We start from the raw sequence: 23,563 nt of genomic DNA on the forward strand, positions 1-23,563 counted from the left end.
AAGTTTTTCAACATCTAAAGATGTGCCTCTCCTAATAACACAATAGAACCTGTTAACTCTTCAATCACCTGAGTTGTCACTTGGCTGACAGCTAACCCACCTGTGGTACGATAACGGACAGAACGTAACACAGCTAAATCAAAGGATTGAGCTTCCCGAACTATGGCTTTAGCAACATCATCATCGATAATAATTTGGATATTTGTATTTACCTGTAACTGACTTTTAGCAACAATATCAGACAATTGAGTTGTAAATTCTTCTACTAAATTAGAAGGAGTTTTGCTATTAGAAACGTGTAATAGTACAACCTCTGCCTTATTCACATCAGCCAACATTTCTGCAAACCGCCAAGCGCTGATGGTTTGAGGTCTTAAATCTCCAATTGGCACAATAATTCGGGCAATTGTCTTGGGACTACTTACCAGGCGTGTGACTGCAACCGGACAGTGAGAAGACCAGAAAACGCTATCGATGACATTACCAAATAAGCGGGCGCGTAAACCTGTGGTTCGAGACCAACCCATTACGACTAAACTCGCATTTTGTTCACGACTGGTGCGGCTAATTGCCAAAGCTATATCATCATCAATGCGAATTGAAGTTAACACTTTCACATCAAATTCTTGACTGATTTCTTTAGCTAATTTTAATCTTTGCTGACTTTGTTCTAGTGATATTCCTAATTGTGGATCATCCATGTGAACATGAGCTTTAGTAACAGCTAATGGCAAAATTCGCCCAGATTCATGTTGAGCTATTAAGGCTGCCATTTCAATCAAATAACGCTGTGTTTTAGAGTTATATATTGGGACTAAAACAGTGAATATATTCTGAGTTTCTTCTAGCGGCTGTCCTTCATGACTTTCCCACCAAGTTGAGAGACTTTCTGTTTCAAAATCTGTCTGGGGCATTTGTAATAACGCGGCAAATCTGGCTGTGATTAATGGCCCCATAATGGAAGTAACTAGCATGAGGACAATCACACTATTTAAGACACCTTCACTAATGAGCCTTTCACCAGCAGGATTTAATGTTTGATAGGCAACCAAGGCTGCTGCTAATGTCGCTGCTACCTGTGGCAGTGATAACGACCACATTGTCACCATTTGTGCATTGTTGTAGCGGTAAATTAACTTTGCTAATAATGCCGCTATAAATTTGCTAGAAATCAAAGCTACGACAATTACTACTGTCAGCCAAACTGAACTGAGGGTTTTGATAAATGCCGGGATATTAATTAACAATCCCATATCGACAAAGAAACAAGGGATAAATAAGACGCTGCCGATAAATTCAATTTTTTCTTTAACTGGGCTGCGTCCCACAACATCATTGACTGCTAAACCGGCTAAAAATGCCCCAACAATTTTTTCAACTCCAACTATCTGCGCTCCCACAGATGCCAAAAATAAAGCTAGTAGAATGAATAAGAATTGATTACTTTGTTCATCTCCTGAACGGCGAAAAAATTCTTTACCTACCCAATCAAAGCCAAATAACACAATGAGAGAGTAAATTGTTAATCCACCTAATAAAGTTACTAAACTCAGGATTGTGAATTCTCCCCCATGAATTCCTACACAAATTGCTAGGACTAACAAAGCAGCTGTGTCAGTAAAAATTGTGGCCCCGACTGTAACTGTCACGGCTTCATTCATCACAACTCCCAAACGACTGACGATGGGATAGGCCAACAGAGTATGGGAGGCTAGTAAAGAACCAATCAGAACCGAAGCATTCCAGCCAAAATTGAACAATCGCCCCACAGCTATACCAGCAATTAATGGCACTAAAAATGTGAGAATTCCAAAGACGATTGAGCGATTTTTCGTTTTGCGAAACTGTCCTAAATCAATTTCCAATCCGGCAACAAACATTAAATAAACTTTGCCGATATCTGAAAGCAGTTTCACTGTTTCAGAGTTGGTGTCTAAAAGCTTTAACCCATTTTGCCCTAGCACTACACCTGCTACCAGCAAACCAACTAATCCAGGTATTCGCAGTCGCTCAAATATAGGCGGGACAGTGAAAATTACTGTCAGAAGAATTGTAAACTGAATAATGGGACTGTCAAGTAAGTTTGATGTCATTGGTAATGAGTAAAGCTAAATAAGGAAATAAATAAATTAATGTATTATCTATAGTAATCCACTTTTAGTTTTGAACTTACTTGCGTAGGTAGGGAGTGGGGAGTGGGGAGTGGGAAAAAGCCTTTTTGAGTTGTACTGAGTTTTTTTACAAATCAAATAGGAGTCCTATATAATTATTTAGTATGCCCTAAGTGAGAGAAAAAATTCTTAAAAAAAATATGTCAGAGTATTCTTGACGGTTGCTATTAATGATAATTTTAAGCATTGGGAACAGTTAAAAATTTAAGTTTATGAACGTAGCCGACGATAAAACGATTGTTCGCGAGTATTTTAATTCCACAGGTTTTGACCGGTGGCGGCGAATTTACGGCGATGGTGAAGTCAATAAAGTCCAGTTAGATATCCGCAATGGACACCAGCAAACCGTAGATACAGTTATTGGCTGGTTGAAGGATGATGGTAATTTACCCGAATTATCAATCTGTGATGCGGGTTGTGGTGTGGGTAGTCTGAGCATCCCCTTGGCGGCAGATGGTGCTAAAATCTATGCTAGTGATATTTCTGAGAAAATGGTTACAGAAGCTAAGGATAGAGCTTTAGCAACGTTGGCAAATTCGGAGAATACCACTTTCGCTGTCCAGGATTTAGAATCCTTGAGTGGTAGCTACCATACGGTTATTTGCTTAGATGTTTTGATTCATTATCCTCAAGAAAAAGCGGATGAGATGGTTTCTCACCTTTGTTCTTTGGCAGAATCAAGGGTAATTATGAGTTTTGCGCCCAAAAACTGCGCTTTGACTATACTGAAGAAAATTGGCAGTTTCTTTCCTGGGCCAAGTAAAGCAACTCGCGCCTATCTCCACCGTGAGGCTGATGTGGTGAAAATCCTGGAAAGTAATGGCTTTGCGGTACAACGCCAAGCGATGACTAAGACTCGTTTTTATTACTCACGTTTACTGGAAGCTATACGTAAATAAGGTTAAAATTGCGGCAAGATACCTAAATATCCTCTGTCGCAATTATGAAAATCATTAAAAAAGTCTGTGCTGGGTTGATGCTTTCTTTCGGAGTTTTATTTTTGATGGTTAGTGTCAGCGCGTTATCGGATTTAAACGACGAAAACAACATTCCAGAAGAAACACAAGAAGCACAGGATACGCTGTTGGGGGGAATAGTTTTAGGCGTACCTTTAACAGCAGGCGGAGGATATATGTTTTGGGGTTTGCGCCGCAGAAATCAAAAAGAGTTAAGCGATCGCCTGGATACGATTTTTTATCAAATCATTCAAGCCAATCATGGTAAAATCACTGTTTTACAGATGGCAATGGAGGCAAAGCTACCTGGAAAACAAGCCAAAGAATATCTGAATGAGAAATCCCAAGAATTCAACGCCTCTTTTGAACCCACTGATCAAGGTGATATAACTTACTTGTTCCATATTTGAATTCTCCAGATTCACCTGTTTTTAATGGAAGCTTTTGAGAAGTCAGGTTAGAATCGCAAGCAAAGTTTAAAATCTGATGTGAAATTATGAAGACTGCTGAAAAATTGGCTGCGGGTTGGCTATTAACGCTGGGATTCATGTTTTTGACACTATCAGTTTCAGCGACAACTGAGAAAAAATCTATACTCAAGCCCATTTCCACAGGATACCATGAGGCTGTAGCCGAGGAATTTATCAATGAACCCGTGGTTTATTTACTTGATAATACGGCGAGAAATGGGATAATCTTTGGTATACCGACAATGATGTTAGGCGGTTGGATGAGCTTAGGGTTGTATCGTCAAAGCAAGAATGAGAAAAAAGCACTTCAGCAACAACTAAGCGATCGCCTACAATCGAATTTTTATCAAATGCTACAAGAAAATAACGGGCGCGTCACTGTTTTAGGCTTGGCGGTGAATTGTCAACTACCAGCCGCAGACGCACAAGAGTATTTAGATATGAAAGCTAAAGAATTCAATGCTGATTTTCAGGTGAGCGAAAAAGGGGGCGTATCATATCATTTTGACATCTAGAAGAAATTCTAATTAGGAATGGCACAAATATTTATCAGCATAGCTGCCGTTTTAGGCGGTTTATCTGTAGGCGCAGGTGCTTTCGCTGCCCATGCGTTGAAAGAAAAGATTAGTGAGCGATCGCTAGAAATCTTCGATACTGGCGCACGTTACCAAATGTACCACGCTTTGGCACTTTTGTTAGTAGCTTTATTAATTAGTCGCACAACATCGCCTCAACCAATGTTAATAGCTACTGGGTGGTTATTCATCATTGGTATTGCGATTTTCTCAGGTAGCTTGTACGCCCTGAGTCTAACCGGTTTGAAATACTTGGGTGCAATTACCCCTTTAGGTGGTGTAGCTTTTCTCATTGGTTGGGGGACTTTAGCTTTTGCAGCTTGGGGTTTGAAGTTTTAAGAGGTTGCTATATGGCGATTCCGACCTTAGTGAGGTACACCACTAGGAAAGGCTATACAGCACTTCCTTCTGCTATGAGGTACACATAGCGGGCAAGATGCCCGCACCACAAGAGTTTTATCATTAATATCTGTACCTTATAATACCGGGAACTGCTGTATAGAACCCATAGCCAGATGCCTTTTAATGCCGTTGGTAGCTTTGTAGAAACAAAAACCTTTCGACTCCACACTGGCATTGTCGGTATTTTTCACTGTTTGGGAGTCAATTATGTAAATTTTTAAATCTCATGATAATAATAAACGCAACTTTTTAACTATGTAATAAGTCATTAAAAATACTTGCTTAAAAGTAAGATGATGCTTATTATTTATCAACGTAACTAGAAGAATGTCTTCCAAGAATCTAAAACTGTTGACCTTATCCCTAGTTATTCCAGTCGTCAGTTTAGGGATATTAGCTGCTTGTACTAAAGATACTAAAGTAGTAGGAACTACTAACGGTTTAATATCATCTAAACCAAATATGATACTTAATGTCAAACGTCAAGCTGGGATATGCCCTGAAAGCATTGGTATTTGGACTTTCATGCTTCCTATTGAAGGTGGCGCGGAACATACTGCTGTTGCTGACATTCGTAATGCTAAATTAATAGCATCAGGTAAGAAATTTTTGGAGTATGAGGCAGAGCTACGTAATTCCTATACTTCCTGTGTTGCTAATGCTAAGTCAGAAGCACCTCGTGTATATAATTTTCGATTTCAAAATGGAAAAGTTTATTTTCGTTTAGATTTGGAACAAGCAACGGTGAGTACTACAATCACATATCAGGGAATAGGCGGCTCCCGTCCTTATGTACGTTGGTTGGCTGAAGAATAGCTAAACACTAGTAATTGTAAAAGTTTTTAAGCCCAATAAAAAGACCTAGCATTTACTAGGTATTTAGACATTACGTAATTAGTTGTTATTGCCTAGTATTGGTAAAGTAATCAAATTAGTTATATACAGCACAGTTCATTTTGATGAAGTCCACAAGGGCGGGCATCTTTGCCCTCATCCACAAGAGTTTCACTATTGCTTTTTGTATCTCATCTACCTGCAACCTGCTGTAATTCTCACTGGAGTTGCTTTAATTTATTATTTGCCGATAGCAATAACTCTTGAGCTTTTAAATAAACAGTTGTACCTGCTTGCACTTTTTCTAATTGGTTAATAATGCTGTGTAATTGACTAATTACACGATTGCGCTGCAAATTTTGGGGGTCAGTGGGAATTGAAGCTAATAAGCTTTCTATTTGTCGTTGTGCCACTGCTAAAGCCTGTACAGAATCTGCTTCAGCTTGTCGTCTGACTTTTATCTGACCTAAGTTAGTCTCATAAATTGCTAATAACTTTTGTGCTTCCGCATAACCTACCACATCTTCCGAAGAAATCAGTTTTATCCGATTTATGGCTTGTGACCATAAATTTTCTATTTGTTGCCATTCAGTGACTGTGTGCGGTGGATTTTGAGCAGCTTTTGCAGCTTGCCAAGAAAATTGCTGCGCTGCGGTAATTAAAGTACTAACGCGTTCATTTCCTGCGGCTAATCCCACAACTTCCTGAAAATCACGCTTGTAAACATCTAGTTGACTTTGAGCGGTTTTTCCGGCTAGGGTTTGGCCGGGAATCTCTTCTAGATTATCCAGTGCTGAACGCCAAGCTGCGATCGCTGACTTTTTATCAGCTACTGTTGTCGCTTGTTGATACTGCTGTTTGGCATTCTGGAATGCCTGACTATGCTCAGTGAGCAGGGTTTGAGCATTTTTTTCCTGAAAAACCTTAGCTTCTAGCTGTCCTACTTGACGACGGGCTGCATTCAGACCATAAACACTAAACCGCCAGTCATACCACCCATATGGGTATTCCCTTCTATCATTAATTAATCCAACTGGTAAGTTATTTAAATATATTTTTGTTTGTTGTAGTTGCTGTTCACCCAACGCCAAATCAGCTGTACTAGTAGGTTTTTCAATCAGTTGTTCAGCTTGCTCCATTGATGCCAATGCCTGCCGATAGTTTTGTTCTATGCTGATGTAACTGGGGAGCAATAAAAAAGACGCATTTTGCATCATAGGACGGCGAATTATCGGGTAAGGCAGATTTACCACCCAAAGCACACCTGCGGGAATTCCCAAAAGTATTGCTATCCAAATCAGCTTAGTACCTAGCTTACTACCTATACCTTTGTTGGTTTTGCCATGTTTTTGTACAACGGATTGACTGGGAACTTGCATTGATTTTAGTATCTCCTGTTCTAATTCAGCCAGCGTTTTTGGTGTTGTTGGTGGTTTCTGCACTATCGGTGTTTGGCTAATTAATGATGGGTCTATTCCTGAGATGTTTTGAGTGTTATTACGTGCAAATTTACTAGTTATTTTGTGTAACAACGTCATATATTTTTTAATACTTAGTTTAGTATACGCCCAACTTATTGAAAAATAAAGAACGAACCGCAAAGGACACATTCGCGCTAGCGTCTCCCTTTGGGAGAAGGACACAAAGGAAAGAGGGTTTTAGAGAGTTTTTGCGAGTATAATTCAGCATTTCTCTTCCTTTTCTTTCTTCCCTTGGCGTACTTGGCGTACTTGGCGGTTCGTTAAAAAAAAGAATTATCTTTACTCCGCGCCTTCAATGGGTGCAAAACCCTGGCGTTGAATATTTTCCGTAACCGTGCGGGGTTCTAAGAATTGCAGAAGATAATCAGGGCCTCCAGCCTTAGAACCCACACCAGAAAGTTTGTAACCACCAAAAGGTTGCCTAGCTACAATCGCACCTGTAATATTGCGGTTAATATACACATTCCCGACTTCAAAATCCGTCTGTGCTTGCTGAATGTGGGAAGGCGTTCTAGAATAAAGCCCCCCAGTTAAAGCATAATTAGTCCCATTAGCCACTGCTAAAGCTTCAGCAAAATTCTTCACTCTCGTTACAGCTAATACTGGACCAAATATTTCTTGCTGGGCAATAGTCGCATCAGCTGGCACTTCACTAAAAATCACAGGACCAATATAATATCCTTGTGCAGGTGCTGTTAATTCCAGTGCTACTTGTGCTTCTGTTTTACCCTTCTGAATATACTCCAGGATGCGATCGCGTGCCTTAGCATCAATGACTGGGCCAACTTGGGTACTGGGTAACTCAGCTTCACCAATATTTAAAGATTTCGTCGCCTCTACTAACCGCCGCACAAAAGCATCATATACCGGTGACAGGACAATTACCCGCGAACAGGCAGAACACTTTTGCCCACTGTAACCAAAGGCTGACTGTACTACTCCGACCACAGCTTGGTCTAAATCGGCACTTTCATCAACGATAATTGCATTCTTTCCGCCCATTTCGGCAATTACCCGCTTCATGTGCTTTTGTCCAGGTTTCAGCGTTGCGGCTTCTGCATAAATGCGACAACCCACTTCCTGAGAACCAGTAAAAGCAATGATGTGAGTATCAGCATGATTTACCAAGTAAGCACCAACTTCGGAACCCTTGCCGGGGACGTATTGAAATACACCTTTAGGTATACCAGCCTCTACTAAAATTTCCGTGAGTTTCGCAGTAATTACCGAGGAAGTTTCCGCAGGTTTGAGCAAAGTACAATTCCCGGCAACCAAAGCAGCCACAGTCATTCCACAGGCGATCGCTAACGGGAAATTCCAGGGAGAAATCACCACAACAATTCCCCTAGCCTGGTAAATATAACGATTCGTTTCCCCAGCTACGTCATAGTTTACACCTGCATCCAGACGTTCCATCTCATCAGCATAGTAGCGACAAAAATCTATCGCCTCAGAAACCTCCCCATCTGCTTCCTTAACAGGTTTCCCCACCTCCAAAACAATCCAAGCCGCAAGTTCAGCCCGGCGTGACTCCATCAAATCAGCCGCCTTCCTGAGAACTCCAGCCCTTTGCTGCACAGGAGTTTTCTTCCAAGCAGGAAAAGCCGCCTTAGCAGCCTGCATCGCCTCTTCCGCCTGTGCCACACTCATTAAACCAACCTGACCCACCACCTCACTAAAATTAGAAGGATTCAGCGAATCAACAAACTCCGAAGTATTCACATACTCCCCATTCACCAAAGGTAAATAAGTCCTACCCAATTGTTGACGAACCAATTCAAAAGCTTCAGCAGACTTCATTGTTGCTTCCTCTTCTGCATAATCTGTATCCGCCGCACCGAGGAACCCCCCCTCATTTCCCCCCGCAAGCGAGGGGGAGGCTGGAATTGGTGGCGCGAGTAATTCCTCAATCGGTCTATTTTCTAGATTTTGCCGTAAAAACGAACTATTAGCCGTATTTTCCAACAACCGCCGAATTAAATAAGCCATCCCCGGTAACAACTCACCGTAAGGACAGTAAACTCTCACGCGATAACCCTGATCCACCAAAGCCTTAGCTAATTTATCCCCCATCCCATACAACACTTGCATTTCAAAGTGACGACGAGGGACATTTAAACTTTCGGCGATCGCAATTGCACGAGCTTGCGATCGCACATTATGACTCCCAATAGCAGCATACACATATTGGTGATTTTCTAACAACAACTGAGTAATAGTTTCAAAGTTGGCATCTGTAGCCGCTTTATCGTTATAAACTGGCTGTTTCCAGTGCTTTTGTTCAGCCTTAATCGTTTCCTGATCCCAATATGCGCCTTTCACTAACCGAACTGTAAGAGGATAACCGCGCTGTTGTAACCAAGAAATCAGCTTTTTAGCATCCTCTTCACTATCACGCAGATATGCTTGGATTGTCACCCCAATATCTGTACGTTGTCGAAACTCATCTTCTAACAATAGCTTTTGCAGAATATTCAGAGTTAAATCTTTGTAGGCGTACTGTTCCATGTCAAAATGCACAGATGCGCCTAATTCTTTCGCCCGACGTAATAAAATACGAATGCGATCGCTCACTCTCTCTTCACTACCCTGAGCATCTAAGGGGTCAAATTGGGAATAAAACGCTGTTAACTTGACAGAAACTTGAACTTGTGGTATGGATTCCCCATCAGCTTGATCAATAGCCGGAATTACTGCCCAATTCTTTGATGCTTCCACCAATTGCTGCATCAATTCGAGATAGCGTTCTAAATAAGACTGGGCTTCAGTTTCAGTAATTACCGCTTCACCAAGTAAATCAATGGTGAACGCCATTTTATCTTTACGCAGTCGTTCAACTGTTTTAATGACTTGTTTAATGTTTTCCCCAGAAATATATTTATGCGCCAAAGTTTCCACAGCTGTAGAAACAGTAGTCGCCGCCACTTGTCCCGGCATAGAATCAGGGTTAGCAAAATTCAGCATCCCCTTTAAGGCTGAGGGTAACTCTACAGATTCTTCTCCTAAATATTCTTGTAAATGTGCAGCAATTTCTGGTTTATTTTGTAAAGCGGGTAATGTGTCGATAAACCGAAATAGTTGCACCCGTAAACCAGGATTACTCATTGCCCAAGCTAGTAATTTATCATCCCAGCGCATTTGATCCCGTAGGGAACCTAAAAACGAGCGATTTTCTTGGGTAGCTGAGAGAAGCTGTTTGGCAATTTCTTGAGTTTTAGCTTCATAGGTGCTGGTTTTTACTTGTAATACCACTGGTAACTCCTTATTTAGAGATTGGGTAATGGTTGCTACGGGCGGGTTTAATAATATTGTGGGGGAGGGCAAAGATGCCCGCCTTCTTCCTTGAATGATATCGATGATAGCTTGCGTGGCGTAGCCATACTCGCCCCTACAAGAGATTGGGAATTGGGGATTGGGTAATGGTAACAGAAGTTTCCCCCCTGCACCCTGCCCCCTGCACCCCTGCTTCTTCATTCTATGGAACCCAGGATAATAAATTTTGTTTCCAGACAATTTTTATACCGTGTAAAACAGTATTACAATGCTGACTGTAAGGTAGCAAACACCAATCTGTACACCTCTCCAAGAAGTATTTTTTAATGTGGTTAAATCTAGATTTGGGGAAAACTTACCTTTAGGAATTTTGGTGAGTGTGATTGCTTACTTGGCTGGTTGTACAAACCAACCGACAAATGCACAAATGGAAGTATGGCGTAAAGAGGCGAGCGATCGCAATGCTGAAATGGTGGCAGAAAAAGCTCAAAATAACCAGGTGCGTGAATGGAATTTAGTTATACAAGGTCAGACAGCAACAGGGACAACGGAAACATTAAATTGGTCACAATTGCAGGATTTAGCTACCGTTAATATTAATACTGTTGATGGCAATAACATTGTCAATCCTCAAAAGATATTTAAATTCACAGGTATTTCAGTAAATTCACTCGTCAAAAGCCTTGGTATTCCAAATCACATTACGGAAATTACTTTCGTCTGTTATGACGCTTATCAGGTGACGGTCAGAATCGAAGATTTACTTAAGTACCCAATTATTTTAGCAGTTGCCAAGGATGGTCAACCAATTCCCCGTGAGCAAGGTGGACCGATTTATCTAATTTTTCCCTATACCCAGCATCCAGAAATTAGAAAAAAGTATGATGAAGGGATGTGGGCATTTTATGTAACTCATGTCATATTTGGAACAGAAACAGCCAAAATAAGTATAGGCAACAATGAACTTAATTTAGCAGATTTAGATCAATTACCCCAAGTTAATCTGACGCAAAAGGTTGGTTATCGGGTGTGGTGGCCGAGTGGTCAAGTTAAATTACAGGGTGTGAGACTGCGAGATGTTCTCTCTTTAGCTGATGTCAATTTAAATACCATTAGTTCTGTTGTCGTGCGTGGTAAACCTCTGGTTTACCGCAGAAATACTGAACCAATAGAATTAGTCACTGAGGATATACTCAAATGTGATATTCTCCTAGTTACTAGGTGGGGTGAGGACAGACAACGGATTCCAGCGAAAATGGGGGGTCCAGTGACTTTGGCTTTTGGTGATAATTGTCCCAGCAGAACTAAGAATCAGCGATGGGTGACTTTTGTAGAAGAGTTAGTTCCACAAATATGAAAATATTAGCTTTTCGTTCTATTCGCACCCAGATCATGACTTCAACTACTTTGCTGATTCTGGGTTTGATTGCTGCTATAGTTACAGTCTGGGCAAAAAGTGACAGCACTCTCTACCGTCAAGAAAAGTTAAATGATGCGAAAATTACGGCTAGAGTTTTAAGTTCTACATACTCTAACGAATTATCAGAAGAGAATTGGAGTCAAATTCGCATCAATTTACATCTTTTGATGCAAGAAAATCAAGATGTCGTTTATGTTTTTGTCTCAGACAATCGTCTTGATAATCAAATCGTTGCTGGTTCTCCTCCAGAATTTGTTAGTCAATATATTCCTGATATAGTACCTTTAAATATTACTAAACAAGCTATATATTCTTCTAATATTCAGGTTCGTGTATCAGAAACATTTCTGCTCACAGATATTTACTTTGGAGAAAAGCTGAGAGGTAAACGTGGTGAACGTGTGATTGAAGTGGCTTCTGACATTTTGGGATTAAGTCAGCAAAAGCTCGGAACTTTACGCATAGGTATATCTTTAAAAAGGGTAGATATTGCTGTTAGAAATACAGTGAATAAAGCTTTAATGGTAGGTTTTATCGGACTGAACATTGGTTTAGTATGTGCCTATATTTTAGCACATCGATTGAGTGACCCAGTGCGGCGTTTACAGATGAGCGTTGCTAAAATTGCTAATGGAGATTTGCAACATCGCGCTGATATTTATGGTCGTGGAGATGAAATTGGCGCATTAGCAATTTCGGTAAATGAAATGTCACGCGCCTTGCAGATATCATTTAGTAAATTACAAAAGACATTAGAATCATTTGAGAGATTTGTCCCAAATAAATTTGTTTCAGTCATCTCTCCCCAAGGAATAGAAAACATTGAAGTCGGTATGGCTGCGATGCGGAAAATGACAATTTTATTCTGTGATATTCGCAGTTATACTTCAATGTCAGAAGCTATGACACCAATGGAAATTTTTTTATTTTTAAATGACTATTTAGCTTGTATGGGAAAGGCTATTGATGAATCAGGCGGCTTTATTGATAAATATATCGGTGATGCTATCATGGCGCTGTTTGATGATCAAGCTACTGATGGCGCACTCAAAGCCGCACTTTTAATGCAAAAGTCTCTGGATCAATTTAATCATGAGCGATCGCACCACGGATTACCAAAAATTGCCGTGGGTATTGGTATTCATCGTGGTGAAGTGGTCATGGGTACGGTAGGATTTACTTGTCGGATTGATTCTACAGTCGTCGGTGACTCGGTGAATATCGCCTCACGGGTTGAGAATATAACTAAATATCATGATTGTAGAATTTTGGTGACTGATGCCGTAATTTTCAGTTTATCTCAGCCAGAATTATTTTCACTGCGATTAGTAGATCAATACGTGAAATTAAGAGGTAAAGATGAAGCGATCGCTATTTATGAAGTAGAGGATAAAATCATATATGAAAAGCCTTGAAGGAAAAGTGACATTAGTCACAGGTGCTACACGGGGTGTTGGTAAAGGAATAGCCATTGGTCTGGGTGAAGCAGGTGCAACTGTGTATATTACCGGACGTAGCTTAGATAACTCCGATGCCAGTGGTGAAATCTCAGGTAATCTCCACGATACCCAAATAGCCGTTGAACAAGCCGGTGGAATATGTATTCCTGTCCAAGTAGACCACCGCGACGATGAACAAGTGCGTTTACTGTTTGAACGCATCCAAGATGAGCAAAATGGACAACTCGATTTATTAGTTAACAATGTCTTTTCAGGAGTCCAGGCATTAAGAGATACTCAAGGAAAGTCTTTTTGGGAGTGTGAAACCAGTCTTTGGGATGCGACGAACAACGTCGGTTTGCGTAGCCACTATGTCGCTAGTATTTTTGCCGCCAGAATGATGGTCAAACGTCAACAGGGATTAATTTGTACCATTTCTTCATGGGGTGGGATGTCCCAAATTTTCAGTGCAGCCTACGGTGCGGGTAAAGCCGCGTGCGATCGATTAGCGGCTGATATATCTGTAGAACTCAAACCTCATAAAGTTGCTTCTGTGTCTATTTGGCCGGGTATTGTGGGTACTGAGCAATTTTCCCGTTTAGCAGATGACATGGCAGGAGAAAATATTACTGACCCACAAAACTCAGTCATTGCCGACCACTATAACTGGGAAACTCCCTTGTTAACAGGGCGAGTCATTGCAGCCCTGACTGGTGATGCAAATGTCATGCGCCGTACCGGAAAAGTGCAGATTGTCGCCGAACTAGCTCAACAATATGGAATTGTAGATCAAGAAGGTAATGTCCCGGCATCGCTACGTTCGATAAAATTTCTGATCCCAGCAGCCTTACCCACACTGAGAAAATACTCGTGGCTGATACCAGATATTAAAGTGCCGTGGTCATTGCTACTGCTAACAACTCTTAAATCACCTCAAACCTAACCCAAAAAGCTCTCAAACTTTGATCAATTGACAAGGTAGCAATGCGATTATTTCATTGGCAGCAGACACTCCAAAGCTTTGCAGTTGACCAATTAGCATCTGAGCAAGCCTTTACTGATTTAGTTGCAGCTTATTCTACTAGCGATCGCCACTACCACACATTTAAACACATTGATCACGTCCTCAGCACAATTGATACTTTACAAGCCTACGCTCAAGACCTCCCCACTGTGCAACTAGCGGCGTGGTTTCATGATGTAGTATATAATTCTCAAGCTCAAGATAACGAAGAAAGAAGCGCTGACTATGCTTTTAATATGTTGAATATTTTGGGTGTTCCTCACAGTGATATTACTAATGTTACCCGTCTTATTCTAAACACTAAACATCATCAAGCTGCTACAGAAGACTATGATAGCCAAGTCTTACTCGATGCAGATTTAGCAATTTTGGCAACTAACCCAGAAGAGTATAGAGAATACGCCCATGCTATTCGCCAAGAATATGCATGGTTGTCAGAATGCGAATATATTACAGGTCGTAGACAAGTTTTAGCGCATTTTTTGCAGCAGCAGCGGATCTATCATACACCCTTGATGTTCGAGGTTGCCGAACAATCCGCTCGCTCCAATCTCCAAGCAGAAATTCAAACACTTGACCACAGTCATGGGTAATAACACAGTAGTACCAAACCTTATGGTAGTTTTAAGGTTACACTCACACATGGCCATAGACTACTTTTATCCTCATGACTGGAGAGCATAACCTTGGGAATAGAATTACGCAGTTTTGTATTTCTCGACAACCTGCAACCTCAACACGCAGCCTATATGGGAACAGTATCCCAAGGTTTCCTGCCATTACCGGGAGATACATCACTGTGGATTGAAATCTCTCCGGGTATTGAAATTAATCGCATTACAGATATAGCACTCAAATCAGCCTCAGTGCGCCCAGGAGTGCAGATAGTTGAACGACTATACGGATTATTAGAAATTCATTCTAGCTCTCAAGGAGAAACGCGGGCTGCTGGTCAAGCGATTTTAGCAGCACTAGGAGTCGAAAAAGAAGACGGACTAAAACCCCGTGTAGTTTCTAACCAGATTATCCGTAACATCGATGCTTACCAAACCCAACTCATTAACCGCACACGCAGAGGACAGCTAATTCTAGCCGGAGAAACACTATATGTATTAGAAGTTCAGCCAGCTGCTTACGCCGCACTAGCTGCGAATGAAGCCGAGAAAGCAGCAGCAATTAATATCCTGGAAGTCCAAGCTGTGGGAAGTTTTGGACGGCTTTACTTAGGTGGAGCAGAGCAGGACATTCTCGCAGGTGCAGCTGGAGCATTAGCAGCCATTGAAAATGTAGCTGGTCGAATAAATCCCCAGGGTGGGGGAAACGAGTAAAGGAGAAAACATGGCAAATCGAGAGCATCTAGCTTTACTCAAAGCAGGTGCAGTCCAATGGATAGAGTGGAGACAGCAAAATCCCCAAATGAAACTAGATATTAGCACCGCGAACCTCAAAGGAGAAAATCTCAGAGGCGCAGACCTCCAAGGAGTCAACTTAAACAAAGTCGATTTAAGTTATGCTTTACTCGTGCGAGCCAACCTTAGTAATGCTGACCTGAGTGGCGCGAACCTGCACAAAGCCAAGCTGATAGAAGCTAACTTGAGCGAGGCTAACTTGAGTGTGGCTAACTTGAGTGGTGCTACACTTACCCAAGCAAATTTGAGTTACGCCAATCTCATTGGAGCTGACTTAAGTACAGCCAATCTTCAAGGTGCAATTATTGCTGAAGCTAACCTGATTGGAACTGACTTGAGAGACGCTAACTTGAGAGATGCAGATTTAGGTGCAGCGAAGTTAATCAGGGCTAACCTTGGTTTTGCCAATTTGATTGAAGCCAACTTAATTAATGCTGACTTAAGTGAAGCCAATTTGTACGAAGTGCAATTAAACGGAGCTTACCTTTATCAAGCTGACTTTTACAAAGCTAATTTGCACCAAGCTCACCTTAGTGGCGCATATTTATTCCGAGCTAACCTTAGTCAAGCTAACTTGAGTGGTGCTAACTTAACTTGGACTAACCTCACAGGAGCAAACTTGGCTGAGGCTAATCTCCAAGGAGCGAATTTGAGGGGTGCTAAACTCCAAGGTGCTAACCTCAAAGGTGCTAATCTTCAGGATACAATCATGCCTGATTTATCTAAATGTGATTAGGATATTGATACTCGCTTTGTTGGAGGAATAAACAAATTCATTATTTCAGATTTTTTTCGCAGGAGGTATTGGTTTATTGGTTACGAATACTAAACCTTGTTTAGAGAGTAAGCACAAAAAATAACTTGGAGAAAATGAAAATAAATAAAATTTGATCATTGTAATCTGGTAGGTATTAACTTATTAGTAATTCTTGTTTTAACTAGCAATAATTTTACTAAATTACTAGTATTATAAGGCTATTAAGTTAAATCAAGAAAAACTTTGAATTTTTACCATTCAGCCTTATTTAGGCTGATCGCAAAGGTGAAATTGATTGGAATTTAATAAAGTAGTTAGAATGGAAGAACTAAAGCCTAATTTTACAACTGTAACCAATTGCGAAGCATTTAAAATTACGTCAAAAATGCTTGAAGAAAGATTAAAAATCGCAAAATCTGAAGGACGAGAATATGGTTGGAGTCCTTTAGATGACGATTATTGCTTACCTGAAAAAGATGATTTTAATTATGAAATAGCTTGCCCTAATTTTGATGTTGTGCAATCGGAAGGCAAGCCTTATTTTGTAGAAGTTTATGCTGTATTTGAATATCATCAAGGATATCGTAATCTATGTTTAGCATTTGCAAAGGTTTTTCAATTCAAAGGGGAAAAAAAATTGCAAGAATTTATAGATATAGCTCGGATGTATTCTTATATGAGGTTTTGCTTACGAGATCATGTTAGAGATTTAGATAAAAAATGGTGGAATGATTTTTTATTTAGTAATGTAGTTAGCAATGAAACTACCGTTATTTTCACAGAGGATAAACTGGTTGCCAACACTTGGGCTAATAGAACTTTTCCTAATAATAACTATAATGCCTGGATTGGTAAGTGTGGAGAATTTGTTTTTGCAACTTGGGCTGGCGAATGTGGACTTTCCATATCTAGGGTTGATCTTAAGGATCATCCTAGTGGTGACGAATACGATTTTTCACACTGGACTCTTCTAACCAAAGAGGATGGAAGCATTTTAAAACTCGATATTAAAACTTTTCAACTGGATACTAAAAGAAAGAGAAATTGGTGGAATGTAAATCAAAATTGTTTAGTAGGAGAACATCGTCAAGATGTCATTATTTTTGTTGTTATTGATGAAGATTTTAGAATGGGTAAAGTAGTTGGCTATTTACTGCCTGATACAATCCTAAAAAATGCAGAATATATTTCTCCTCATTTAAATTATAATCCTTATGCCAAAGGATATTATAAAGTTTATTTAAGTGCTATTTATAATCCATACTATTTACGTGCTTTACTTGATTCTCCTAATCAAGCACTTAACGGATTATTTTTTGCATTTGAACCAAATAAGGTTTTTACAGAAATAATCAAAGATTATCCTTTAGATCCAATGACTGCTTATAATCTAAGCTTATCTGATGATAGTTATTCTAACTTACATTATTATGATCCAACGCCAGGAGGTATTAATAATCTTACAGCAAAACCCACATTGAAATTATTTATTAATAATCCTATCTATTAAAAATTTATTTCTAATACTAAAAAAAAATAATTAAGAATTATGTCAACTTTAACAACATAGTGACGATGCCCCTAATCATCCGCTATTTCTTTTTTCTGCTGTTACTATCCAACGAGGCCAAAAAGGATCGTGTCCGGGTAAAAGTTTTTGCAATTCCTGATGAATTTGTGGCTGGTTTCTCAAGTGTTCTGGAAAATTATTCATATCATCATAGCGCATCCATGCTTCTGCGGCTTCAATCGCTGTTTCTGCTTCTTGACAACGAGCTTGTTTGAGTCCAAATATTTCTGATGTTAACCATCCAACTGTATCTCCTTGTTTAACCCAAGATATTTCATCCAAGGAAACTTTTCCGTTTTCCAGTTCAAATAAAAATAATTTGTCTTGTTCTTCATCAAAAATTGGTTCTAAGGAAGCAAGTACCAAGGGCGAATGAGTTGTAGCTAAAACTTGTACTTTCATATTTGACTGGAACTCATTTAGCACAGATAAAATAGAGGGTAATATAACTCTTTGCCAGCGTGGATGTAGGTGAGACTCAACTTCATCAATTAATAAAACTATTTGATTCATTGGTTCTTGTCTGCGGAGTTCCGAAGCTTTTTCATGTTCGTACCAAGCCCATACCAACAAGTACGCAAGTCCCAGAATACGCTTCATTCCTGCTGATGCTTGGATAATGGGAATATTTCCATAAGGAAGATTAATTGTAGGAATATCACGCACATCTTCCACAGATACTCGCGTTGGTTCTCCTATTTCTATCCATTCATCAGGATGAGGTGCAAGTTGTTTAATGACACGAGATAAAAGTTGAAATGGCGTTTTTTGTGCCTGATTTTGCCATTTAACCCAATCATGAATTAGACCATTACAAACAACTTTGCCTTTTAATTTTAAGCCATTCCAAAGTGTATCTGGGTCAAAGTTATAAGCTAAATCCCGCTTACGAGCAGGGTCAAAAACTGAAAACCCACCATCAACACGAACAAAAATTACAATATTTTTTGATGAGTCACTCAAAGACAAATTTTTTTGCCATTTCTGCTCTGAAAAATTAAAGCTGCTTTCATTGTCTATCTCATCAAAAAGAATTTCCCAATTTCGGGTATTAACTTTGGAGATAATTTTTGGTAATTCATCTGTATTTCTTTGGGGATAAGCGGGTTGGTCTACCCAATTTCCAGTGAGTACCCACCAAGCAACTTCAAGTAAAAAACTTTTACCTAGTCCATTATCCCCAGTAAAAATGTTGAGTCTATCAGCAAATTCAACATCAAATTGGGAAGCAGGTCCAACAGAATTTAAATGAAGTTCTTTTAGCATTTGACTACTCCTTTAGACCTTCACCATATTAAAAGCTACTGGGTCTAGTTTCCAGTTAACGCAACGCCCAGCTAACAGAAAAACTGCAAACCCGTCGTCACATCAACGCAAAAACTAGACCCAGTATAAAATTTGAGACAATTAGATTTTAAATCCTAGCGTCTGTTACCACCACGGTAAGGAACTGCACTGAGATAATCAATATCAAATGCAGAAAGCTTTTGACCGTAGTTTCCTTTGCCACTCATAGATGCTGCCATGTCCGCATATTTGCGGGGGTCGCCTTCGGGGAGGCGTTTTTCTTGGAACTTGCGGGTGTAGAACTTCTCCAAGGTGAAGCGCCAATCGGTTTCGACTGTACCAACTTTTTCGCGGAAGTCTTCGCCGTAACGAGGAGTTACCAAGTTGTGGGGACGACCTTCCATGCGTTTGCGTTGGTAGGGTACGATATTATCACCAAAGCTGTTGGTGTACTCTTCGCTGTCTACTAAAGCATCAACGAAGCCGCCAAAACCTTTGGTAGCAATAACGATTGACCAAGCAATTTGTTCGTCTTTGTTGTAAGACGCACGGCCTAATACACGCTTGAGAGTGATGTCTACTAAACGGTAGTTGTTGTTTGACGAGACAACTAAACGATAGAAGGCTTCAGACTTGGTTAAACCTCTGATGAAGTCCCGCACAGATAGGGAACCAGTTTTCAGTTGAGATTCTAAAGTCTTCTGGCGGTTGAACTTGAGGATTTCATGTTCACTGAAAATTTGGCGATAGGCTGCCCAAATGATGCTCTGGATATCAGTGTAAGAACTGACATCTTCAATGCGGTAGATATATGGTGTATCTTCATTCAGGTCAGCCACACCAAAACTCGCGACTCGGTGATTTTGACTGCTGGGTTTGTATTGAAGTAATGGCAGAGACATACTGCGTTCTTCCTTTTATTAACAATGTGAACAAAAAGCTGACTCGGAAAACTCAAGGAGGTTTGAATCCTCAAACCCTCACTGATGCTTTACTCATTCTCCCCCATTATGTTGATAGGTAGAGCTAATTCCGAAGTAATTTAGCGCACGGGGAAATTGGCGCTGGAATTGATGGAAACCGGAATACCTTGGGGGTTGATATCCCTGGCCATGTCGGGAATTTCAACGCTGGCGAGGTTAACTGGTGTAAACTTCAGCATCTTGATTTCGATGGAGTTGGCTAATTCCATGAAGTTCTTGATGTCGCCTGCTTTATAGCGCGCATCTTCTAACTTGTCGCGCCAGTAGTTACCGTAGCGGGGTGTGACTAAATTAAAGGGTCTATCTTTGTTGCGTCGCCGTTGGTAGGGAACTATATTGTCGCCAAAGTTGCTTTGATACTCTTGAGAGTTAATTAAAGCATCAACAAAACCATTCCAGCCGAGGGTGGCTATTTTGATTGACCAAGCAATTTCTTCGTCTTTGTTGTAAGACGCACGACCTAAAATCCGTTTGAGGGCAATGTCTACCAACCGATAGTTAGAGTTGGTCTGCACTACCAAATTCCGGAAGGCTTCGGACTTAGCTAAACCCCGGATGAAGTCGCGCACGGTAATGGCTCGATTCTTGATCTGAGATTCTAAGTTGGTCTGGCGATAGAATTTGAGGATTTCATGTTCGCTAAAAAGCTGCCGATAAGCTGCCCAAATTAATTCTTGGACTTCACTATCAAAAGCACAGTCTTCGATGCGGTAAATCCTGGGTGTATCTTCGTTAGGGACTTCGTAACCAGCTACGCGCTGATTTTGGGAACTGGGTTTGTATTCTAGTAAAGGGATTGTCATTTTAGTTATCAGTTATCAGTTGTTTGAGTTTGATGACTTAGTTGGTAGGATTTGCAGGGATGTAACGATAAGGTAGAGCCACCGCTACAGGTTTCATGGTTGGTTGGGGAGTACCAATTTCGCGGGAGTTGTCGGGAATCTTGATATCTTTGATTTGTGAGGTGACTGTAGCTACTGTTCGTTGGTAGTTACGTTCGGGGGCGAGAATTTCCCCGGCCATACTCATGAAATTGGCAGGAATAACTCGACGAATATCTTCTTTGCTTAAATATCCGCTGGTACGGGCGCTATAGAAGGAACGACCACCGATAGATTCCAACATCATGCGATCGCGCCAGTATGAACCGTAGCGAGGATTCACTAAGTTAAAGGGTCTGTCTTTATAGCGACGGCGTTGGAAGGGTACGATGTCATCGCCAAAGTTTTGCAGATATTCTTCACTGTCTAACAAGCTATCGATGAAACCGTGTAATCCTTTAGTACCAATGACAATCGACCAGGCAATTTCCTCGTCTTTGTTGTAGGCGGCGCGTCCGACAAACCGCTTTAAGGTGATGTCAACTAAGCGGTAGTTGGTGTTGATATCTGCTACTTGTGTGCGGTAAACTTCCGATTTACCTAATCCCCGGATAAAATCGCGGACGTTAATTGCCCGATTTCGCAGTTGAGATTCCAGAAATTTCTGGCGATTGCTTTCGATGATTAAGTGTTCGCTAAAGATTTGCCGATATGCTGCCCAGATGATGGCATCAATATCTGTATCTGAGGTAGCATCTGCTAACCGATACATCGTGGGCGTGTCTTCGTTGGGTACTTCGTAGCCTTCAACACGCTGATTTTGCGTGGTAAATGAATAATTCAGTAATGGTATTGACATATTTACTTTTTCCTTGTTTTATGATATGTAAGGCAAGAGTCAGGAAATAGCCAGATGCACACGAGCGCGAATTGCTTTTTCGTCATCAGTGGCTAGCATCTGGTCTAGTCTCGTCCGAATGGTTTGCTGCAAATCAGGTATTTTCGCCAAGGCTTGTAAACCGACAACAGCAGCATAACGGATTGACCACTCTGAGTCTTGGGAAATTAGCAACAAGGTTTCCAATGCTTTTTTCAGCGCTGTTTCCCTCTCGGCAGATTCGAGTTTATGCCAGTTTAAATTTCCCAATCCCTTGGCAGCAGCGCGGCGGACACTGGGAGCAAAGTCTGTAGCTGCGGCTGTGATTAAAACGTCTATGGCACGGGGGTCTGCGATCGCTGCTAAAGTACGAATCGAATAAGCCCGTGCGCCATAGTTATAATCGTCTATTTGGGATAGCAATTGTGGCACTGCTATTTCTCCCATTTCGGTCAATGCTGCCGCCGCCACCGTCGCTGCGGATGGGTTGTTATAACCAAACACCGCAATTAACGTGGGAATAGCGGCGACATCTTTTGCTGCTGCCAAGTTTTGTACTGCCGTTACCATATTGGCTGGTGTATCTGCCTGGGCGACGGCACGAATTAATTCCTCAGTCAAATCCTGCGCTCCAATTCATGATTGATAATTCATAGTACGTAGTTACGAATTACGAATTACGAATTACGAACTACGAATTATTACAAAAGTGAATCCATCAAGTTCATCACCTGGATAGCATTGTCAGAAACAGACAAAACATCTAACTCTGGGGTGAGTTGATGCTCTAGTAATCCTTTCAGGGCAATGAGTTTGAAGCTATTTTCTGCTTTAGCGATCGCGATCGCTTCTGCTGCTGTCATGTAACCAATTGCACCCAAATCCGCTAAAACCAGGCGGCGCAATTTCAGATCACCACTGGACAACGTTTTCACTAATCTATCCCCATAGGCGGGGTCTTGTGTTAGTTGGTACATTGCTCTAGCGGCAGCACACTGCACTGCTGGGATTTCATGCTCTAAAAACGGTGAAATTAAAGAAATAGCCTCAGTTGCACCAATAGCTCCCAAGGCTTCTATTACCGCTTCATAGGGCTGGGTGAGATGAGGGCGACCCATTACTTGCACGGCCTGAGCAACACCCCCATCTAGCATTTTTATGAGTGCTGGGGCGGCAGTTTTATCCCGCAGCTTTTGCAAGGACTGGGCTGCGGCTTCGCGCACATAAAAATCATGACATTCCAAGCATTTAATTAAGCCTGGTATAGCTTTGGCATCACCTAATTTCCCCAATGCTCTGGCAGCATTGCGCCGCAGTGGATAACCTCCCATTTCTGTTCTGTCGGCTTCATCCTCTAACGCTGCAATTAAGGCATCTACGACATCTGGGTGGTTAACTCGAAATTTGCCCAGCCACCAAGCTGCGTAATAGCGGAGACTTAAATCTGATGATTGCAGGTTGGCGAGTGCTAACTCTGGTGTCAACTGGGGCGCATTTTCTGCTGAATATTCTGACGCACTGGGTTCTTTCATGCGGTGGAAATTAGTTTTCTTCTTCAGCGCTCAATGGTGAAATATTGATGATTCTGCCACCTAAGCGGTTAATGCGTTGCATTTCTTCGTTCATCCGACTGTATGGCACTGTGATAAACACACTGCCACTGCGACGAATATCGAATTGATTTTTGTCAGTTTCTGCGTTTTGGCGCAAGCCTACGACTTCATAACGAAATACTCGGCTTGCAGATGAAGAAACGCTACCAGCCCCAAGTGTGGTTTGACCGAACATTACTTCTTATCTCCTCTATTGATTTG

22 protein-coding genes and 1 pseudogene are annotated in these 23,563 nt (G+C 41.1%); 12 read left to right on the forward strand and 11 right to left on the reverse strand.

Annotated features, from left to right (window positions below; genetic code table 11):
• Nucleotides 1–14: 14 nt before the first annotated feature.
• Nucleotides 15–2,093: a cation:proton antiporter domain-containing protein gene (locus tag AACX33_RS14320; RefSeq protein WP_193998850.1), complete on the reverse strand. Its 2,079-nt coding sequence runs from the start codon at nt 2,091–2,093 to the stop codon at nt 15–17.
• 290 nt (nt 2,094–2,383) lie between these two features.
• Between AACX33_RS14320 and bchM the strand changes: the two genes are divergently transcribed.
• From bchM to AACX33_RS14340, 4 genes are all read left to right on the forward strand, one after another.
• Nucleotides 2,384–3,070, forward strand: coding sequence for a magnesium protoporphyrin IX methyltransferase (bchM, locus tag AACX33_RS14325; RefSeq protein ID WP_193998851.1), 687 nt, complete (start codon nt 2,384–2,386; stop codon nt 3,068–3,070).
• 44 nt (nt 3,071–3,114) lie between these two features.
• The gene (locus tag AACX33_RS14330; protein ID WP_193998852.1) at nt 3,115–3,537 is read left to right on the forward strand and encodes a hypothetical protein; all 423 of its coding nucleotides are present in this window, start codon (nt 3,115–3,117) and stop codon (nt 3,535–3,537) included.
• A gap of 86 nt (nt 3,538–3,623) precedes the next feature.
• Nucleotides 3,624–4,112 carry a hypothetical protein gene (locus AACX33_RS14335; protein ID WP_193998853.1) on the forward strand — a complete coding sequence of 163 codons (489 nt, stop codon included), beginning with the start codon at nt 3,624–3,626 and terminating at the stop codon, nt 4,110–4,112.
• 18 nt (nt 4,113–4,130) lie between these two features.
• Nucleotides 4,131–4,511, forward strand: coding sequence for a DUF423 domain-containing protein (locus AACX33_RS14340; RefSeq protein ID WP_193998854.1), 381 nt, complete (start codon nt 4,131–4,133; stop codon nt 4,509–4,511).
• Between the two features lie 173 nt (nt 4,512–4,684).
• On the opposite strand, the pseudogene AACX33_RS26520 reads toward AACX33_RS14340, so the two are convergent.
• Nucleotides 4,685–4,783, reverse strand: a pseudogene (locus tag AACX33_RS26520) (transposase); the annotation flags it as partial.
• A gap of 118 nt (nt 4,784–4,901) precedes the next feature.
• Between AACX33_RS26520 and AACX33_RS14345 the strand changes: the two are divergent.
• Nucleotides 4,902–5,390: a hypothetical protein gene (locus AACX33_RS14345; protein WP_193998855.1), complete on the forward strand. Its 489-nt coding sequence runs from the start codon at nt 4,902–4,904 to the stop codon at nt 5,388–5,390.
• A 236-nt stretch (nt 5,391–5,626) separates the two neighbouring features.
• On the opposite strand, the gene AACX33_RS14350 is transcribed toward AACX33_RS14345, so the two are convergent.
• On the reverse strand, nt 5,627–6,946 hold the full coding sequence (locus AACX33_RS14350) for a hypothetical protein (protein ID WP_193998856.1): 1,320 nt from the start codon (nt 6,944–6,946) through the stop codon (nt 5,627–5,629).
• Between the two features lie 222 nt (nt 6,947–7,168).
• Nucleotides 7,169–10,141 carry an L-glutamate gamma-semialdehyde dehydrogenase gene (pruA, locus tag AACX33_RS14355; protein WP_193998857.1) on the reverse strand — a complete coding sequence of 991 codons (2,973 nt, stop codon included), beginning with the start codon at nt 10,139–10,141 and terminating at the stop codon, nt 7,169–7,171.
• Between the two features lie 349 nt (nt 10,142–10,490).
• On the opposite strand from pruA, the gene AACX33_RS14360 reads away from it, so the two are divergent.
• The 7 genes from AACX33_RS14360 to AACX33_RS14390 all read left to right on the forward strand — a co-directional run bounded on the left by AACX33_RS14360 (nt 10,491) and on the right by AACX33_RS14390 (nt 17,721).
• Nucleotides 10,491–11,519 carry a molybdopterin-dependent oxidoreductase gene (locus tag AACX33_RS14360; RefSeq protein WP_227788688.1) on the forward strand — a complete coding sequence of 343 codons (1,029 nt, stop codon included), beginning with the start codon at nt 10,491–10,493 and terminating at the stop codon, nt 11,517–11,519.
• Entirely contained in the window at nt 11,516–12,997 is a 1,482-nt protein-coding gene (locus AACX33_RS14365) for an adenylate/guanylate cyclase domain-containing protein (RefSeq protein WP_193998858.1), read from the forward strand. Before AACX33_RS14360 ends, AACX33_RS14365 begins: the two co-directional genes overlap by 4 nt.
• Nucleotides 12,984–13,964, forward strand: a complete 981-nt coding sequence (locus AACX33_RS14370) for an SDR family NAD(P)-dependent oxidoreductase (RefSeq protein WP_193998859.1) — start codon at nt 12,984–12,986, stop codon at nt 13,962–13,964. The genes AACX33_RS14365 and AACX33_RS14370 overlap by 14 nt, the downstream gene beginning before the upstream one ends.
• A 41-nt stretch (nt 13,965–14,005) precedes the next feature.
• Complete coding sequence (locus AACX33_RS14375) at nt 14,006–14,638, forward strand: HD domain-containing protein (protein WP_193998860.1); 633 nt, start codon at nt 14,006–14,008, stop codon at nt 14,636–14,638.
• 93 nt (nt 14,639–14,731) lie between these two features.
• Nucleotides 14,732–15,373: a hypothetical protein gene (locus tag AACX33_RS14380; protein WP_193998861.1), complete on the forward strand. Its 642-nt coding sequence runs from the start codon at nt 14,732–14,734 to the stop codon at nt 15,371–15,373.
• Between the two features lie 10 nt (nt 15,374–15,383).
• On the forward strand, nt 15,384–16,190 hold the full coding sequence (locus tag AACX33_RS14385) for a pentapeptide repeat-containing protein (RefSeq protein WP_193998862.1): 807 nt from the start codon (nt 15,384–15,386) through the stop codon (nt 16,188–16,190).
• A gap of 340 nt (nt 16,191–16,530) precedes the next feature.
• Entirely contained in the window at nt 16,531–17,721 is a 1,191-nt protein-coding gene (locus AACX33_RS14390; protein ID WP_193998863.1) for a hypothetical protein, read from the forward strand.
• Between the two features lie 75 nt (nt 17,722–17,796).
• On the opposite strand, the gene AACX33_RS14395 is transcribed toward AACX33_RS14390, so the two are convergent.
• From AACX33_RS14395 to AACX33_RS14425, 7 genes are all read right to left on the reverse strand, one after another.
• The gene (locus AACX33_RS14395; protein WP_193998864.1) at nt 17,797–19,047 is read right to left on the reverse strand and encodes an AAA family ATPase; all 1,251 of its coding nucleotides are present in this window, start codon (nt 19,045–19,047) and stop codon (nt 17,797–17,799) included.
• Between the two features lie 155 nt (nt 19,048–19,202).
• Complete coding sequence (locus AACX33_RS14400) at nt 19,203–19,970, reverse strand: phycobilisome rod-core linker polypeptide (RefSeq protein ID WP_193998865.1); 768 nt, start codon at nt 19,968–19,970, stop codon at nt 19,203–19,205.
• A gap of 140 nt (nt 19,971–20,110) precedes the next feature.
• The gene (locus AACX33_RS14405) at nt 20,111–20,854 is read right to left on the reverse strand and encodes a phycobilisome rod-core linker polypeptide (protein ID WP_193998866.1); all 744 of its coding nucleotides are present in this window, start codon (nt 20,852–20,854) and stop codon (nt 20,111–20,113) included.
• A gap of 37 nt (nt 20,855–20,891) precedes the next feature.
• Nucleotides 20,892–21,731: a phycobilisome rod-core linker polypeptide gene (locus AACX33_RS14410; protein WP_193998867.1), complete on the reverse strand. Its 840-nt coding sequence runs from the start codon at nt 21,729–21,731 to the stop codon at nt 20,892–20,894.
• A gap of 39 nt (nt 21,732–21,770) precedes the next feature.
• Complete coding sequence (locus tag AACX33_RS14415) at nt 21,771–22,370, reverse strand: HEAT repeat domain-containing protein (RefSeq protein WP_193998868.1); 600 nt, start codon at nt 22,368–22,370, stop codon at nt 21,771–21,773.
• Between the two features lie 80 nt (nt 22,371–22,450).
• Nucleotides 22,451–23,281, reverse strand: a complete 831-nt coding sequence (locus AACX33_RS14420; protein WP_193998869.1) for a HEAT repeat domain-containing protein — start codon at nt 23,279–23,281, stop codon at nt 22,451–22,453.
• Between the two features lie 10 nt (nt 23,282–23,291).
• Nucleotides 23,292–23,537, reverse strand: a complete 246-nt coding sequence (locus AACX33_RS14425) for a phycobilisome linker polypeptide (protein WP_089091907.1) — start codon at nt 23,535–23,537, stop codon at nt 23,292–23,294.
• Nucleotides 23,538–23,563: the final 26 nt, after the last annotated feature.

The sequence above is a fragment of the Nodularia sp. LEGE 04288 genome (genome assembly GCF_963896525.1).
In the GTDB taxonomy this organism is placed as follows: domain Bacteria; phylum Cyanobacteriota; class Cyanobacteriia; order Cyanobacteriales; family Nostocaceae; genus Nodularia.